This is a genomic window from Lentisphaera profundi, assembly GCF_028728065.1.
In the GTDB taxonomy this organism is placed as follows: Bacteria; Verrucomicrobiota; Lentisphaeria; order Lentisphaerales; family Lentisphaeraceae; genus Lentisphaera; species Lentisphaera profundi.
On sequence record NZ_CP117812.1, the window covers coordinates 2246884 to 2263720 of the forward strand.

Annotated in this window: 9 protein-coding genes and 1 rRNA gene; 4 read left to right on the forward strand and 6 right to left on the reverse strand. The window is 40.6% G+C overall.

The window, feature by feature from the left end:
* Positions 1-91: 91 nt before the first annotated feature.
* On the forward strand, positions 92-1012 hold the full coding sequence (locus PQO03_RS20255) for a serine/threonine protein kinase (protein WP_274152964.1): 921 nt from the start codon (positions 92-94) through the stop codon (positions 1010-1012).
* 12 nt (positions 1013-1024) lie between these two features.
* Here PQO03_RS20255 and PQO03_RS20260 read toward each other — a convergent pair whose 3' ends face one another.
* A complete protein-coding gene (locus PQO03_RS20260) occupies positions 1025-1960 on the reverse strand; it encodes a thioredoxin family protein (protein ID WP_274152966.1) in 936 nt (311 codons plus the stop codon).
* A 272-nt stretch (positions 1961-2232) separates the two neighbouring features.
* Between PQO03_RS20260 and PQO03_RS20265 the strand changes: the two genes are divergently transcribed.
* Both PQO03_RS20265 and PQO03_RS20270 read left to right on the forward strand, forming a co-directional pair.
* Positions 2233-3951 carry a DmsC/YnfH family molybdoenzyme membrane anchor subunit gene (locus tag PQO03_RS20265; protein ID WP_274152968.1) on the forward strand — a complete coding sequence of 573 codons (1719 nt, stop codon included), beginning with the start codon at positions 2233-2235 and terminating at the stop codon, positions 3949-3951.
* A complete protein-coding gene (locus PQO03_RS20270; protein ID WP_274152970.1) occupies positions 3951-6167 on the forward strand; it encodes a molybdopterin oxidoreductase family protein in 2217 nt (738 codons plus the stop codon). The genes PQO03_RS20265 and PQO03_RS20270 overlap by 1 nt, the downstream gene beginning before the upstream one ends.
* A 56-nt stretch (positions 6168-6223) precedes the next feature.
* Here the strand turns inward: PQO03_RS20270 and PQO03_RS20275 are convergent, their stop codons facing one another.
* From PQO03_RS20275 to PQO03_RS20285, 3 genes are all read right to left on the reverse strand, one after another.
* Positions 6224-7708 (reverse strand): hypothetical protein, encoded by a 1485-nt coding sequence (locus PQO03_RS20275; RefSeq protein ID WP_420792883.1) that lies wholly within the window; start codon positions 7706-7708, stop codon positions 6224-6226.
* Between the two features lie 113 nt (positions 7709-7821).
* Positions 7822-10143 carry a protein kinase domain-containing protein gene (locus tag PQO03_RS20280; protein ID WP_274152973.1) on the reverse strand — a complete coding sequence of 774 codons (2322 nt, stop codon included), beginning with the start codon at positions 10141-10143 and terminating at the stop codon, positions 7822-7824.
* Positions 10144-10152: 9 nt separating this feature from the next.
* Entirely contained in the window at positions 10153-10791 is a 639-nt protein-coding gene (locus PQO03_RS20285) for an RNA polymerase sigma factor (protein WP_274152975.1), read from the reverse strand.
* A gap of 135 nt (positions 10792-10926) precedes the next feature.
* Here PQO03_RS20285 and PQO03_RS20290 point away from each other — a divergent pair, with 135 nt between their 5' ends.
* Positions 10927-14736, forward strand: a complete 3810-nt coding sequence (locus tag PQO03_RS20290; RefSeq protein ID WP_274152976.1) for a 3-keto-alpha-glucoside-1,2-lyase-like domain-containing protein — start codon at positions 10927-10929, stop codon at positions 14734-14736.
* A 51-nt stretch (positions 14737-14787) separates the two neighbouring features.
* Here the strand turns inward: PQO03_RS20290 and PQO03_RS20295 are convergent, their stop codons facing one another.
* On the reverse strand, positions 14788-16071 hold the full coding sequence (locus tag PQO03_RS20295) for an O-acetylhomoserine aminocarboxypropyltransferase/cysteine synthase family protein (protein ID WP_274152978.1): 1284 nt from the start codon (positions 16069-16071) through the stop codon (positions 14788-14790).
* Positions 16072-16637: 566 nt separating this feature from the next.
* Positions 16638-16752, reverse strand: a 5S ribosomal RNA gene (rrf, locus tag PQO03_RS20300).
* Positions 16753-16837: the final 85 nt, after the last annotated feature.

Here is a 16837-nt window from a genome sequence, read left to right on the forward strand (position 1 = left end):
AGAAAAAAGCTTGATCAAGAAAAAAATTGCTTGTCCTCATTGCCAGCGACGCGTCAAGGTACCCGACCCTTCTTTCAAGCGCGGACAGCTTATGAAAGACTGGAAAATTGTTCGCCTTTTGGGCCAAGGTTCCATGGGAGAAGTCTACCAAGTCGAAAATAAAGCTCACCAACAAGGAGCCATGAAAGTAGTACTCAAGAATTGTATTGACGAGCAAGAAACCCACTACCTACAAGAAGAAGCGAAAATCCTCTTGAAACTAAGGCATAAAAATATTGTCCATGTGCTAGAAGCTGGTTTTGATGATTTCCAATATTTCTTTGTCCAAGAACTTGTGGTTGGAAGAAATGTCGATAGCACTTTAAAAAAATACGGAAGCTTTAAGGCTCATGACGCCATGCGCATATGCCGTGACGTCGCACTTGCTTTGGATTATTTATGGCGTGAAGAAAAAGTCATCCACCGCGATATAAAGCCTGAAAATATCATGCTAAGTCGTGAAGGGGCAGTGAAATTAATGGATTTAGGCGTGGGTCTTACACATGAACAGGTCAAAACAGAAGGCTATGGAGCCGGCACGCCCTATTACATGAGCCCTGAAATGATTCAAAAACCATCGACTTGCGATTTTCGCACCGACATCTATTCACTTGGTATAAGTCTCATTGAAATGATCCAAGGGGAGAAACCCTATGTCGCCACCAAAAGAAACGATGTCTTTGATAAGATTTTAAAGGAAGATGTGAACTTAAGTCGCTTAAACTGCGGGAGTGAAAGTCAAGATATAATTGGAAAGCTCATTCATCGCGACGCCAACAAGCGCCCCTCTTCTTGGCAGGAGACTATTCTACTTCTAGAAAAAATGATCCACCTTGAATCACAAGCCTCCCCCTTGGGCCAGCGCGACCAGGTCTATAATCTAGGGCAAGACAAAGCTTTCACGAGTCAATACATCTTGACTCTGATCGGCTTCTTTGCCCTATTAATTATTCTTATTTATACTTTTCTTTAGTACAAATCCGCTCTACTGCTGAGCTTTACCTTTCTTACTCTGCGCCTTCATCTGTGCAATCTGTCCCTTAACACTCTTCGCTAAAGTCGCCGTCTGACTTTTTGCGTCAATCGCAATAACTTGATCCATAAGTTTATCGGCTATTGCGAGTACTCCTTCTTGTCTTGGATCATAACAATTGAGCTTCGCCATTAAAGCTTTTTGCTTATTTTCGCCACTAAGTTTCTTGCTGACAATAAAATCCTCTACCAGCTTTTCTGCTTGAGCTACATCGCCTTTACGTGCAATTTGAGCGACTTTTCCTTGAAGTACTTTTAAAGAGCTATTAAGCTCCATCGATTTTTTAAAGCCCAGTGAATCCTTGGGGTCTGCAGCAAACATCATTTCTATCTCTGCTTTGTAATGAGCTTTGAGTTCATCTGGAATTAAACTTAATGCCGCATTTAATTTTTTAGCTTGATTAACTCCCGACTCTTTTTTTGCATCTGCAAAAGCTTTGGCAATGGTATCCCCCTGTTTAAGCAAAGTCGTGAGATGCATATTATAAGCGCTAGGGCCACCGGCTTGATAACCTGTTTTAGCAAAGGGGCGCCCCTGCGCATCCATCAGTAAAATTGTGGGATAACCCTGAATTTTATATTTATTTTTGAGTTCTTCATTCTGAGCCTTAATTTCTGCACTTTGCTCTTTTGATTTTGGATAATCAATTTCGACTAGTACAAATTTTTCTTTGGCGAAATCACTAAATTCTTTATGATCAAAAACTTCTTTTTTAAGGCGAATACACCAGCCACACCAATCAGACCCAGTAAAATCAACCAAGAGGGATTTATTTTCCGCTACTGCTTTTTCTTGAGCGAGGTTAAACTTTGTTTCCCAGCCTTCTCCACCAGCACTTACTGCAAACACGATCAAGAAATTAAATGCCAACAACAGTAATTTTTTCATATACATCCTTATTTTTATGTTTTGCTAATTATATGCGACTTTAAAAAAAATAACACTTTGCTCACTCCATGCTTTATATGTTCTATACCGGAAAAAAGCTACAACTACAGCGTAAGTCATTAAACCTTACTGAATAAACTTTTTTATAGACCTTGCTATTTTATTACGAAATTGTAAATATATGTATATTATTTACGTAAGTGTAGATAATAATAAATCGAGAACTACTTTTATGGCTATATTTTAATCCTTGTATAATTTTTGGAATTACTATGGCCGTACAAGAAAGAGTTTTAGTCGATAAAGAAGCCTTGCTTAAATCAATGCTCCAGGAACAGCAGGATTTAACCGTTGTTTCTGAATTTGCACAGAAACACGCAAATCAGGAAATCCCCCTTCAACAAGAATATTACGAAAGCTTAATTCCTCTTAGTAAACCTGGAGAAGGAGAACAATACGCCTTCAAAGTCAATTTAGATGCCTGTACGGGCTGCAAAGCTTGCGTAACTGCTTGCCATAATCTCAATGGTCTTGACGAAGAAGAAACTTGGCGTTCGGTGGGTCTTTTACGCGGTGGTAACAAAGAAGAAGCTAAGCAGCAGCATGTCACTACTGCCTGCCATCACTGCCTTGAACCCGCTTGTGCAGAAGGTTGCCCCGTCAATGCCTATGAAAAAGATGAAGTCACTGGTATTGTCAAGCATTTGGATGATCAATGCATCGGTTGCCAATACTGTATTCTCAAATGCCCTTATGAAGTCCCTCAGTACAACAAGAGACTGGGCATTGTTCGCAAATGTGATATGTGTACCGATCGTTTAGCTGTAGGTGAAGCTCCTGCTTGTGTTCAAGCTTGTCCAACTAAAGCAATTAGTATCCAAGTGGTCAACAAAGAACAGGTTTTAGAGGAAGCCATGGATAGCGTCGTGGTCCCGGGTGCGCCTAACTCAGAATTTACTCAGCCTACCACCACTTTTGTAAGCTCTAAACCCCTTTCCAAAAACATGCTTGGTAGTGATTATTATTCAATCAAACCTCAACATTCGCATCCCCCACTCGTTGGCATGCTCGTACTGACTCAATTATCAGTGGGCGCTTTTTGTGTCGACACCTTATTTAATCTCTTGAACGATAATAAGCTCATTAATGAAATGCAGGGCTTTCACTCAATTGTAGCTCTATTATTAGGTATCCTTGCACTAAAAGTCAGTATCTTGCACTTAGGGCGACCAATGTTTGCTTTCCGCGCTTTCCTTGGTCTTAGAACGTCATGGCTCAGCCGTGAGATTGCTGCTTTCTCTGCTTTTGCGGGTTGCGCAACTCTCTATGCCGCCTTGTTCTGGACGCAACAGATCGAAGCTTTCGCTGGCCTTACTTTACCTGATTTTCTCAAAGCTGAATCTTTGCGAACTCAACTCAGTCTTGCTGTCGCTATAACGGGGATCATTGGTGTTATCTGTTCTGTCATGGTTTATGACGACTGTAAAAAAGAATTGTGGCGTGGTTCAATTACGGGACTGAAATTTTTTGGTACCACTATCGTCCTAGGGCTCTCAACTATTGTATTAGCTTCTTTGGGAGGTGTTTATTTCCTCAAACCCGAGTTCGCAGCTGAAGTAGTCAAAGTCTATAGCGCCAACTTAGCCATCCTCTTGATCATTGCGAGTTTCGCAAAAATGGCCTGGGAAGGAAGTATTTTCCGCCACCTCAAATCTAAAACTTACTCCATGGAAAAACGTTCGGCGATGCTGATGACCAATCACCTCCTAGTCGCTACTCGCTTACGCTATTTAGCCGGCTTCTTCGGAGGGGTCTTACTCCCCATATTCCTTTATAGCATGAGTCAAAAACCCATCATTGAGCTCAATCACCTAATGAATATGTTCCTTGTCGCCATTGGGATTTTTATTTTAACCCTCGTGGGCGAACTCAGCGAACGTTTTTTATTCTTTTCTGCCATCGTCAGTAAAAAAATGCCGGGAGATGTATAATGAGTAATTCCATCAAAGAAAAAATCAGCAATGTGATCCGTCAATGGGACGGCCCTTTGACCAAGGAACTCTTACGCGAGCCCGCCAAGTATGGTCTCGGCCAAGTACCTGAGAAATTAAAGCCTGATTCTACCACAACTCTAGTCTGCGGTTTCTGCTCCACCGGTTGCGGACTCAACGTACACTTAAAAGATGGCGAGGCCGTCAATCTAACTCCCGATACACAATACCCCGTGAATCTCGGCATGGCTTGTCCCAAAGGCTGGGAAGCCTTAGCTCCTTTGAATGCTAAAGATCGCGCCAAATCCCCAATGATTCGCACCAAAAATGGTAAGCTTGTAGAAGTGGATTGGGATAGCGCCATGAAACGCATGGTGGCGGAATTTAAAAATGTTCAATCAAAATACGACGATGAAGCCGTCGCTTTTCTCAGCACGGGACAAATCGTCTCCGAAGAAATGGCTTTCCTTGGTGCCCTCACAAAATTTGGCATGAATATGATTCATGGTGATGGCAATACACGCCAATGTATGGCCACTGCTGTTGTCTCCTACAAGCAGTCGCTTGGTTTTGATGCACCCCCTTACACCTACAAAGATTTTGAAGAATCGGATGTCATTATTCTTGTCGGCTCCAACCTTTGTATTGCTCACCCCATTATGTGGGAACGCGTGGCCATGAACAAGCATAATCCCGAAATTGTCGTCATCGATCCTCGCAAAACTGAGACAGCCGTTGCTGGAACTCAACACTACCCCATTGCACCAAAATCCGATCTCGCCTTCTTTTATGGCCTCGCTAATCAGCTCATTGAACAGGGTTTTATCCAACAAGATTATATTGATAAATACACCAATGGCTTTGAAGGCTTTGTTGAGCATGTCAAAGAGTACACTCCTGAAAAAGTCGAAGAGGCCAGTGGCATCAAAGCCGATCAACTCCAGAAACTTGTGGATACAATTGCCGCAGGCAAGCGCGTCTCTTTGTGGTGGACCATGGGAGTTAACCAAAGTCACGAGGGTGTACGTGTTGCGCAAGCCTTGATTAACATTGCTTTAATGACCGGAAATTTTGGTCGTCCAGGAACTGGGGCCAACTCCATTACTGGTCAATGCAATGCCATGGGATCACGCCTTTTTAGTAACACCACCAATTTACTTGGCGGTCATGACTTCGCCAATGAGGTTCACCGTACTAAAGTCGCCGATATCACAGGCGTTCCCGTAGATTCGATCCCTGAAAAAATGGGTTGGGCTTATGACCAAATCATTGATGGTATTGCTTCAGGTAAAATCAAAGCTCTCTGGGTCATTGCCACCAATTCAGCTCATAGCTGGATTAATCAACAAAGTTTTCGAGACATTATCAAAAAGCTCGATTTTCTCGTCGTTCAAGATATGTATCACTCAACCGAAACGGCTGAACTCGCAGATATGATTTTACCCGCTGCCGCATGGGGCGAAAAAACAGGGACTTTTATCAACTCTGAACGACGTTACGGCATGGTCAAGAAAGTCAAACGTGCACCAGGCCAAGCACTCTCAGATTTTAATATCTTCAAGCTCGTCGCCAACTACTGGGGATGCAGTGAAATGTTCAAAAAGTGGACTCATCCTGAAGCCGTTTTTCAAATGCTTAAGGCCTGTACCAAAGATCAGCCATGCGATATCAGCGGTATCAAAGATTACCAAATGATTGATAGCTGTGGTGGTATTCAATGGCCTCTACTCGAAGGTGAAGAACTCCAAGATCATGAACGTCGCCTCTTTGCCGACGGCAAGTTTCATCACCCCGATGGCAAGGCCAAATTCCTTTACGAAGAGCCACGCAAAGCACTAGAAGTTCCTTGCCAAGAATATCCTTCCTGGTTACTCACTGGTCGTGGTACGTCTTCGCAATGGCACACTCAGACACGCACTAAAAATTCGAGTGTTCTCACTAAGCTTTATCCCAAAGATATTTATGTGGAAATTAATGCTGTTGAAGCCCGACAATTAAAGATCGAGCCCTCCGAATGGGTTTGGGTCAAATCCCGCCGTGGCAAACTCAAAGCTCGTGCCTGCCCGAGCTACCATGTCCAAGAAGGACAAGTCTTTATTTCGATGCATTACCCAGAATGCAACTACCTTACTTTTCCTTCCTTTGACCCTTACTCACGTCAGCCTTCCTATAAAGCTTGTGCCGTCAAAGTAAGCAAAATGGAATACTGGGAATAATAAATACGCCAAGGCTTAGGCCTTGGCGTATTTCAGAACTTCAGTTTAAGTAAAGCTTATTTGTATTCTATCATAAGTTTATCTAAAATCGGCTTTGATTTGTTCTCTGTAGTATCTTTGATTTTAAGTTCAAATTGCACTCCATAGGCCTTTGACAAAGAACTCAGGTCAATAGCTGCAGCTATTTTTTGAACATGCTTAGCAAAACCTGGCGTGTAATCATAGGACTCTTTCACTTCAGCCCAATCTGTCCAGCGATCAATAACCCCGTCATTACTACTATCAATACCCACTCTGACTTCAACTGATTCCACCCATGGCCCCGGGCTCGTGTAGTCATTTTTCTGCTGAGTGATGAGTTGGAATTCACCATTAGCAAAGCCAATATCTGGATCTGGGTGGCCTGAGCCAATATGATCACACCATTTAAACTGCTTGTCTAAACTATCGGACGTAAACCACCCAGTACTCATTTGATGACCCCCAACTGGATCATAATCACCGAACAAGTAGTATTGACCTCCTATCTTGATTGATGCCCAATCTCCATAAGCTTCTTGTTCACCTTCATGAATTTCATATCGAGCAATATTACTATCCCAGTCAGGATGCTGTAGCCAATGAGGATGCTTATACTCAGCAAATTTCCCTGTGGGGCTTGTTCGATTATCAACTGCAGGTGACAGAATCTTGAAATCACTAATTCCGTCCTCACTTACGGCATGTCCTGCCAAAGGAGAATCCCAAGAACGCTTATTAGCATCAATCGGACTCCAATCCTCATAAATCACGTGAAACTTACCGTCTTTATCACGAAAAAATGTACAGTCGGAGCCATCAGATGGGTCCTTAAAGGCCAATCCTTTATTTTCACCTGGCTCACCATCTTTTAAGTTTGAATCAATATAAAGGTGTGGATCTTGATCATTAGGGTAATCATAATAAAAATAAAATTTGCCATCTACATATTCCGCTGTGGTCATCCAACGCGAAACTTTATCCGTTATCGAACCATAATGCACCCAATTTTTCATATCACGACTATGCCATGCATGATAACCACCCTGACTGGCTTTCAAACCACTCGGGGCATTAAATTGATTGGGGTACTTAGTCGTTTTTAATGTCTCATCATAGCCATCTAAGCTTACTTCTTCAGCCTGAAAAGCTTTTTGCTGCTTTTTAGTGCCTGCACGATAGCGACCAAATATCCAGTAATCATTAGGTCCTAAGCTCAAAAACACAGGAGCATCCCCTAAATTTGAGGGCCCTAGATTCTCCACAGAATTCCAGTTTTGCCATATCGGAGATTGATCGATAGTCAGAGTTTTCAAGTTCTTAGCCTTTTTAAATTGCTTGATTTTACTCTGATAAAAGGAATCTTTTTCTAAAGGACTCGCCATGCCATTTTTAAATTCTAAATTTTCTTGCTTCGACTGATTTTTTTTCCAATCTTCATCACTATCAATCAGCCACGTATCTGCCATTGAACTCGCAGCCATAGCTACCAGTAAAGTCGAATAAATCAAAGTTTTATTCATCATGTCATATCCCTATTTATTTAGTTCTTATACTAAGTACGTAAGCTAAAGAAGTTTTTGGATACGGTAAATGCACTTTGAGCCGTATTTCTCTTCACAAGAGAAATATAAAATCACTCTGTCGTGATTTTACGGGATAGGTAATCGAGGTTGAAGCAATTTTTAGTTTTGAACTTCATTCGAAAACTCAGAGTATTCTCTCCCTTAAGCAAATTCACCGGAAGTTCCACTGTTTGCCAACGCTGCCAAGTCTTGGTCGAGGGCAAAGTCATTTCCTGCGCTACGCCATTGCATTCCATAATGATTACAGCATCGCCAAAACCCGCTGAATAACGTAGAGAAATCTTTTCTTCCCCCGCTTTATTCGCCTTTAAGGAAAACACCACCTGAGCCTTAACATTCATGTAAAAGCCGGCTAAAAAACCGCCGGACGTATAATTCGCATGGTCATAATTAACCTTAAGGCCACCAGAAAAATCAGCTTTAATGCCATCATAAATCTTGAGTAAATCTTTGCTGAAATCTCGCGAAAATTGTTGTAATTGTTTTTCGGGGATTTGACCATCAAAAATAGTCACATGATTCAAACTCGGTAATTTGAGCAAGGGTGCTAAATCACGAATCCCCGTATGTTGTAAATCTAAGCGACGTAAATTTAAGCCCGCAAATTCATGAGCATCAACGATTGCGTTATCCGCAATAAACAAATCTTTGAAATCTAAATAACGCAAGAGACATAACTTTGTCGTGGGGGAACTTAATTTTTGAAGTTTCGGCCCCCAGAGTACTAAGCGCTCTTGAGTTCGAGTGATCTCAATCTCAGCGCTATTTGGATAATAATGAAAAATCAGTTCAGTGATTAATTCCGAAAATTCGTCATGATTATTGAACTCATCCGCGTGGTAAGCAATCATCAATTCCATAAAAACCGGGAGACTAGAGGCAAACTGAGCCATGACTTTAAATTCTGGAAAGTTTTTCTTCCTATTTTTAAGATCACCTTGTTTGAGGTGCTTATCATAATAAGGTGCATAAAATATTAAATCTTTTTCGTGACGCAGATAAAATTCAGCAAAACCTTTATAATCCATCGCGATAAAATAGTTAGCCGCCAAAGCTCGAATAATATAGATATCATCTGGATTTGTTTCATAAGCCGCATGAAGATACTGATTGGATCGTTCTAAGGAAACTTTGGGCGTCATCAGTAATTGATAATCACGATGTTGCTGATTATCTGCAAAAATCCGATCGACAATTTTTTGGGGTAGACTAGAAATAGATTTTTCTAGATTCTTATTTTGCTCCAGAGTCTTTTTTAAATCAGCTGCATATTGCTCTGATTTCTCTAAGGCTAATAAAGTTTCGCGTTCACTCTTTTTTATGGCTTGCATGGAAATCAATAATGACAGAATGATCATACTGACTGCTGTAGAAATAATGACACAAAGACGACGATTACGCTGCCACAAAAAAGATATTTGAGTTAAAAACCCGGCCTCTTGTGCCTCGGTTGGATAAGTATTAAGGTAACGACTTATATCACTTTTCAGGGCCTCGACTGAAGGGTAACGATCTTCTTGATCTAGCGCCATCGCTTTGCGAACCACAGCTTGTAGACTTGTAGGTATCAGATAATTATCTAAATCATTCGGCACTCCCAGACGACTTTGCTCCAAACGTTTCTCAAGTGTTTTATTCTCTAAACGCTTAGGTGCTAATATTGTAAATAATAAGGCTCCTAGAGCATATATATCACTAGCTTCATTTTTCTCTTTACCCTCCAATTGTTCGGGAGCCATATAAGCGGGTGTTCCTTTTGCTTCTCCATACAAGGTACAATGATTGAGCATATCGGCATCAACTTGAAAATGAGTGATATCATCTTGATTGGCCAGGATTTTCCCCAAACCCCAATCACAAACAATCACTTCCCCATAGGAACCCACCTGAATATTGTCAGGTTTCAGGTCGAGGTGTAAAACTTTACGTGAATGCGCATAAGAAATCGCATCACAAATTTTGATGAAAATATCTAATAAGTCACTCTTCTTGTGAACCTCTTGTAGGAATTCTCCCAGGTTCGCTCCCGTTTTGAGCTCCATAGTAAAAAAAGGTTCGTCTTTACTCGACAAAGCAATTTGGTAGATTTTGATAATATTGGGATGATCCAAGAGCGCGGTAAGTCTGGCTTCACGTATGAAAGCATCCCGTAATTCAATTTTCGAGGGGTCATTTAGAGTAGCTCGTGCGATATAACGGTGAGTACTATTACAAAAAACCCGACTGATACTCTTCATTCCGCCTTTCGCAATTAAGTGAGCCTCACTATAGAATTCCGAAGATCGAGGGAGTTGATCACATAAGAGTGAGTTCACATTTTCCGCAGAATCATAATCCTCGGCTTGCTCATACAATGAAATAAATTCGTCCATCTTTTGTTTTTAAAACTCCAGAACTTGACGTAGATTTTTCATCTCAATCAATAAACGATCTTTGACACGACTGCGCAAAACGTAAACCGTATTGGCAGGTATTTGTAAGTCATCACTAATTTCTTGGGTACTTTTCCCCTTAGAACTCATCAAAAAAACATCGATTGCCTTTCCTGAAAAAAATTGTCGTAAATGCTCTACTACATGACTCACCATGTAATTAGCCCATTCCTCATCAATGATTTTTTCCACTTGACTTGGTTCAAAATTCTCTTCATTGAAAAGACTTTCCTCACTGAGAGCCGATTCACGATTTTTTCGTTTCCTATAGCTGCGCATATAGGCTAAGATCCCATTGCGAATCACCACACTCAACCAAGTACGAAACTTGATGTCTTGTTTGACTTCATACTGGCCCAATGCCTTCCAAATTTTTAATAATACCTCTTGCTTTAAATCATCATGCAGTTGCTGAGGAATTTTCATTTTATGTAAAAGCATCTGAATGAAACCTGAGTAATACTCCACAAATTCATTCCAAGCTAATTGATCATTGGGATCTTTAGCTCGCATCAACAAGGTTTTTCTCGTATTAAACTGATCAGTCATATTATAGAATTTACGCTCGCAAGTATTAGGTATTATCACTCATTATACCACATAAAATCATTAGTACAGAAAAATAATAACATAAATTGTCTCATGACTGTAAAGAAATCATTATTTACTTGCACTTACATAGTCAACTACAGTAAATTTAATCAATCTAAATAAGGATACTCTATGAAGATACCAAAAATACAACATTGGCTAGCTTGCAGCTTTCTCTTACTAGTCTTTAGTTCATTCGCCTACACTGACACTAAAGCTAAGACTACAGATGCCGTCATATATGAAGCCGAAGATGCGACGATGCATAAACTCAGACATGAAAGTAATCATGAAGGCTTTTCTGGGACAGGTTTCATAGGTGGTTTCTATAATAATAGCAATGGATTACTCACTTTCAAAATTAAAGCCAAAAAAGCTGGTAAGCAAGATATTACACTTCGTTATTCTGCTGGTTTTGGCGATGCGCAAGTTGTACTCGGCATCAATGGCAAGAATCAAGAAATCACCATGAGTACGACCAAAAGTTGGAAGGTATGGGATCATATCAGTCTCCCTATTTCATTAAAAAAGGGCGAGAATACCATCACTTTGAAAATGAAAGATGTGACTAATAAATGTATAAATCTTGATTACCTCGCTTTGGGTAAACTGTCAAAAAACAAAGCCGTCCCTACTCCAATTATAGTAAGTAATTCAGAGCCAACTTTACGCGATGCTTTTTTCAAGCCAGGAGGCTGGGAAGATATTGCTAATGTTAAAGCAAAAGATAAAAAATTATTAGTCACTCAAGAAGGCACTGGGCTACTCATCAATGGTCGCAAAGGTAAAACTAACAACATCTCTACTAAGAAGCATTATCAAGACATTGAATTTCATCTCGAATTTATGCTCGCCAAAAATTCTAATGCCGGTGTCTATTTCATGGGTAGATACGAAATTCAAATTTTTGATTCCTATGGAAAAGATAAATGGGCTTTCTCTGATTTAGGCGGACTCTATCAACGCTGGCCACCACAACGTGGTGCGGGTGTTCCTGCCAAAGTGAATGCCGCAAAAGCCCCTGGTGAATGGCAAACTATGGACGTCATTTTCAGAGCTCCACGTTTTGACGAAACTGGTAGAAGAACTGCTCAAGCCTATTTTAAAGAAGTCAAAATCAATGGCCAAATCGTGCAAGAGAACCTTTATGCTGTTGGACCAACACGTTCATCACAATTTAATGACGAAGCGACTAAAGGTCCAATTATGATTCAAGGTGATCATGGTCCCGTGGCTATTCGGAATATGAAAATTAAAGAAATTGATCTTAGTGATATTAAAACAAAGGAATTATCTACTGACGAAAAGCGTCCACTAGCCAAAAATGGTGACGCCATGGTCGAGATGGTTGAAATGGGCAAAGGGATTTTCCAAAACAAGGGTTGTATCGAGTGTCATAACACCACTACAAATGATCAAATCGTTAAAACTGGACCGGCCATTTATGGCGTATTTCAGAAAAAACCCCGCAGTATTAAAGTTAAAGAAAGTGCCGAAGATCATCTCGTCGACCTACCAGCAGACAAAAGCTATTTATATCAATCATTACGTGAACCCACGGCTCATCTCTCTCTCAATAAAAAAGATGGCGATAAAGCTTTCTTACCCATTATGCCTGCTTTCACTCCTGAAATTTTAAAAGACAGCGAAATTGAAGCTCTCTATCATTACCTCATTACTCTAAATCCTGAAAATCTTGCGGGTCCAAGTATTCATTGGCAGAATAAGCCTAGTGATCAATACAATATTTGGAAAGATCGTGGTTCAGTCATTGTTCAAGAGCGCCCTAGAGTTCAAAGAACTATTATCCCAGGCACTTCTGCGCGTAGTTATTTCGTGGGCCTTCCTGGCAATGTGAATTATAGTTTTGATCCACGTACCTTTGGCATCTCAATGATTTGGAATGGTCCTTTCGTCAGTATCAATGGTATGATGAATGGTCGCGGAAAACCGAGTAGTCTTGGTGATAAGGCAATTCGCTGGAACAAAGGAAATACTGATTTCTTTACACCATACTTGGAAAGCGGAAAACTACTCGATCGCTCCTTTACTGAGCCGGCTTTAGCTGATTACCATTATGTCTACAAAACTCTTCATTTTGAGGGCGATTACCTCGAAGAAGCCAGTGAAATAGATAGTGAATTCCTTGGTCTCAGCACCATTAAAAATGAGATTCCTAAATTTTCCTATGATATCGAGGGCAACCGTTTAGACCTAAGTTTTGAAGTGCGTCGTGATAATAGTATTCATGCCAATTTTGATTTAAAACTCAAACGCAGCCTCAGCCTACATATCCCCAGCAGTAACTTCAGTGATTTCAAAACTAGTTTAGGAAAGATCGAAGGTGACAAATGGGTTCTTCCTGCGGGCACACATAAAAACGTTACTTTCTCGGCTAAGCGAAAAGCAAAATTTCAAAATATCCATACTGCGGGAATCAAATCTGTCACGAAGGAAAATCTGAATGGACAAAAACTTGCATGGACAAAAGCACAAGATAGTGAACAAGTGAAAGCAGGTATGTCAAAATCATATACCCTACATAACTTCCCAGCTCCAAAAGGCATAAATGGTCGTAAGCAACTCTTCGAACCCCTTGGTATTGAATTTTTAAATAAAGATATAGCATTTGTCACAACAAGAACTGCTGGAGTATGGAAAGTTATCGGTGATAAGTGGTTTCTCTTCTCTGAAGGCCATTACGATTCACTCAACCTCGTCATTGAATCAGAAAATTCTATCGTTATTGGTGAAAAGCCAGGACTCACTCGCCTGAGAGATACTGATGGTGATAACTGGGCCGACAAGCGTGAAAATGTTTCAGATCAATTCCGTTTCTGTGGTAATTACCATGAGTACCTTCATGGACCAATTGCTTACAAAGGTGGATACCTCTACAACCTAAACCTAACTCACAACTTACCTTTTAATTACAAAGCTGGTGGTGCATACATGGGGACTGGTGGCGGTCTTAAAGGCTGGATGTGTTATGTCGATAAAGATGGTAATTTCTCAACTTTTGCCAATGGTTTCAGAAGTCCTGCGGGCCTCGCTTTATCACCAAAGAAAGAAATTATTTACACTGAAAATCAGGGTGAATACGTTGGCACATCAAAGATATTTAAAGTCGAAAAAGGTAAATTCTATGGCAACCCAACTGGCTTAGTCGACCTTCCAGGTCTCACCTTTAAAAGCCCTGAGATTCAATGGGACGCGGTAAAAGATAAACGTGAACTCGCTATGATTCTCTTACCTCACAATAAAGTTATGAATGCCCCCGGCAATCCCGTCTGGGATAAAACCAAAGGCGCTTTTGGGCCTTTTGAAGGACAAATGTTTTTGGGAGACCAAACTCAATCATGCATCTATCGCATTGCTCGAGAAACAGTCAATGACATTGATCAAGGTGTAGCTCTTCCTTTTGCCAATAAACTCGCATCTGGTGTGATGCGTTTAACTTTCAACCCAAAAGATAATAGCCTTTGGGTGGGGCAAACGGGTCGTGGTTGGAGATCTCAAGGTGGTGCTGAAAGTAGCTTACAAAAAATTACTTTCTCAGGTGAAACACCCGATGCAATTCAAACTATCAAAGTCACTCCGAAAGGCTTTGATATTCACTTTACCAAGCCGCAAAAGAATCAAAATTTTGGCTCCATCGATGTGAGCTCATGGTTTTATGTCGATTCTCCTAACTATGGCTCAGCAGAAAAAGGTACTAGGAATGAAAGCATAAACTTAGTGACATGGAGTGCTGATCAAAAAACTTGCTCTATACAATTTAAAGAATTTGTTCTCGAGAGCAAAGAAGGAACGACGAATACTTCGCGAATTTATTTCTTAGATCTAAAGAACACTAAGTTTGGCAAAAGCCAGGGAGCCTTCCTTTCAAAAGCTTATTACACCCTTAACGCCATACCAAAAAATAAGTTAAACACTACTTAAACCTTCATACAAGCTAGAGCATTTGCTCTAGTTTGTTTTGTTTTATAGTAATTAAACTTTTGCTAAGGCTTGATCAAAATCGGTTATAATATCTTCGATGGCCTCAATACCTACTGAGACTCTAACAAAGTCAGGCTTGATTCCAATTTCCAGTAAGTTTTCTTCAGTCATTTGCTGATGAGTTGTTGATGCTGGGTGAATCACTAAAGTTCGCGCATCGCCAACATTGGCTAAATGATAAGCCATTTCTACTGAGTCAATAAATATTTTAGCGCTCTCTATCCCTCCTTTAACTCCGAAACCAAATACAGAACCAAAATGATCGGGACTAAAATATTTTCTAGCCATTTCATGGGAACTATGCTTTTTCAGCCCCGTAAAATTTACCCAAGAGATTTTTTCGTGCCCCTCAAGATATTTGGCTAATTTAAGCGCATTCTCTGCATGCTTATCTATCCTTAAAGGCAAAGTTTCTAGCCCCTGAATAAGCTGAAAAGAATTAAAAGGACTTGGGCACATGCCCATATTGCGCATTCCCTCCACTCGTGCCTTAATTATGTAGGCTACATTGCCCATACCTGGTACATTACCAAGAGCGTCCCAATAAACGAGCCCATGATAACTTTCGTCCGCTTCTGTGAAGTCATTATAACGACCTTGTCCCCAATTAAATTGGCCACTATCAATAATAAGGCCCCCAATACTGGTTCCGTGTCCTCCTATCCATTTCGTACAGGAATAAACCACTATATCAACGCCATGCTTAAAAGGCTTAAAGAAAATGGGTGCAAAAGTATTATCCAAAATAAACGCGAGCCCTTGGTCATGTACACATTCTGAAATAGCTTCAAAATCAATCACATCACCCTGTGGATTTCCTATTGCTTCGGCAAAGACAAGTTTAGTATTGAATTTAATAGCTTGATTAATATTGTCGGCCGTGAAATCTTTTAGGAAAGTCACTTCTATACCAAATTTTTTGAGTGTGTATCTAAAGAGTGTTTCCGTACCTCCATATAAAGATGCAGAACAGATGATATGATCTCCCGCCGAAGCTAAAGTAGTCACCGCAAGAAATATTGCCGACATTCCACTTGAACAAGACAAGGCACCCGTCCCTCCTTCAATATCAGTCATTCGTTTTTCAAAAACATCTGTAGTAGGATTCATTAAGCGCGTGTAGATATTGCCAAATTCACTTAGGGAAAAAAGATTCGCTGCATGCTCACTTGAGTTAAAAGCATAACTCGAAGTCTGATAAATGGGTACCGCAACAGAATTTGTACTCGGGTCGAATTTAAACGAACTATGAAGCGCTTTACTTTGATCATCCATGGAAGTAGTTCCTTATTGATTAAATTATGGCTCCACAAATTAATCCCTCATAAACTTTTTTACGAACTTTATAGATAATGGTAGTTATCGTATCTAAGTAGGCAGCACACGCTTTCTACAGTAAAAATCTCATCTAAGCATGTAGTACACGCTTTCAGCGTGCCGAACCTATCATAAGCTCCGCAGCCCTTCCTTTTTATAAGGATCTATAAACTATTTCACATCAATAGATTACACTCATACATCCTCAAAGTTCGTCGAAGTACTCAATCGCCCCTACGGCAACGCCTGGGCACAAAAAAAAGCGTATATCAAATGATATACGCTTAGAAATTCGAATCGAATTCTGAACTAGCCGTACGGTAGTACTTCCGGCCTTAGCCGAATTAGCTACATGGTGAATGAATTCTATATAATAGACTCATCCGCCCTTGCGGATATAGACAAAAAAAAGCGTATATCAAATGATATACGCTCTAGAATGTTTCCGGTCTTAGCCGAACTACCTACATGGTGAATGATTTCTATATAATAGACTCATCCGCCCTTGTGGCAGCAAAAAAAAAGGCTGGCAACGACCTGCTCTCCCACAGTCTTAACTGCAGTACCATCGGCGCTGGAGGTCTTAACTACCGAGTTCGGGATGGGATCGGGTGTGGCTCCTCCGCTGTGGTTACCAGCCGGAAAATGTTGGGAAGAAAACTTAGTGTGGAAAGATTAAGATCGCAAACTCGACTTAACTCGAATTTGTGTGTGTGCTTATTGT

Bases quoted from the DNA above. Each gene is read 5' to 3' on its own strand.
- PQO03_RS20255 (WP_274152964.1), top strand. From the start codon at position 92: ATGAAAGACTGGAAAATTGTTCGCCTTTTGGGCCAAGGTTCCATGGGA.
- PQO03_RS20260 (WP_274152966.1), bottom strand. From the start codon at position 1,960: ATGAAAAAATTACTGTTGTTGGCATTTAATTTCTTGATCGTGTTTGCA.
- PQO03_RS20265 (WP_274152968.1), top strand. From the start codon at position 2,233: ATGGCCGTACAAGAAAGAGTTTTAGTCGATAAAGAAGCCTTGCTTAAA.
- PQO03_RS20270 (WP_274152970.1), top strand. From the start codon at position 3,951: ATGAGTAATTCCATCAAAGAAAAAATCAGCAATGTGATCCGTCAATGG.
- PQO03_RS20275 (WP_420792883.1), bottom strand. From the start codon at position 7,708: ATGAATAAAACTTTGATTTATTCGACTTTACTGGTAGCTATGGCTGCG.
- PQO03_RS20280 (WP_274152973.1), bottom strand. From the start codon at position 10,143: ATGGACGAATTTATTTCATTGTATGAGCAAGCCGAGGATTATGATTCT.
- PQO03_RS20290 (WP_274152976.1), top strand. From the start codon at position 10,927: ATGAAGATACCAAAAATACAACATTGGCTAGCTTGCAGCTTTCTCTTA.
- PQO03_RS20295 (WP_274152978.1), bottom strand. From the start codon at position 16,071: ATGGATGATCAAAGTAAAGCGCTTCATAGTTCGTTTAAATTCGACCCG.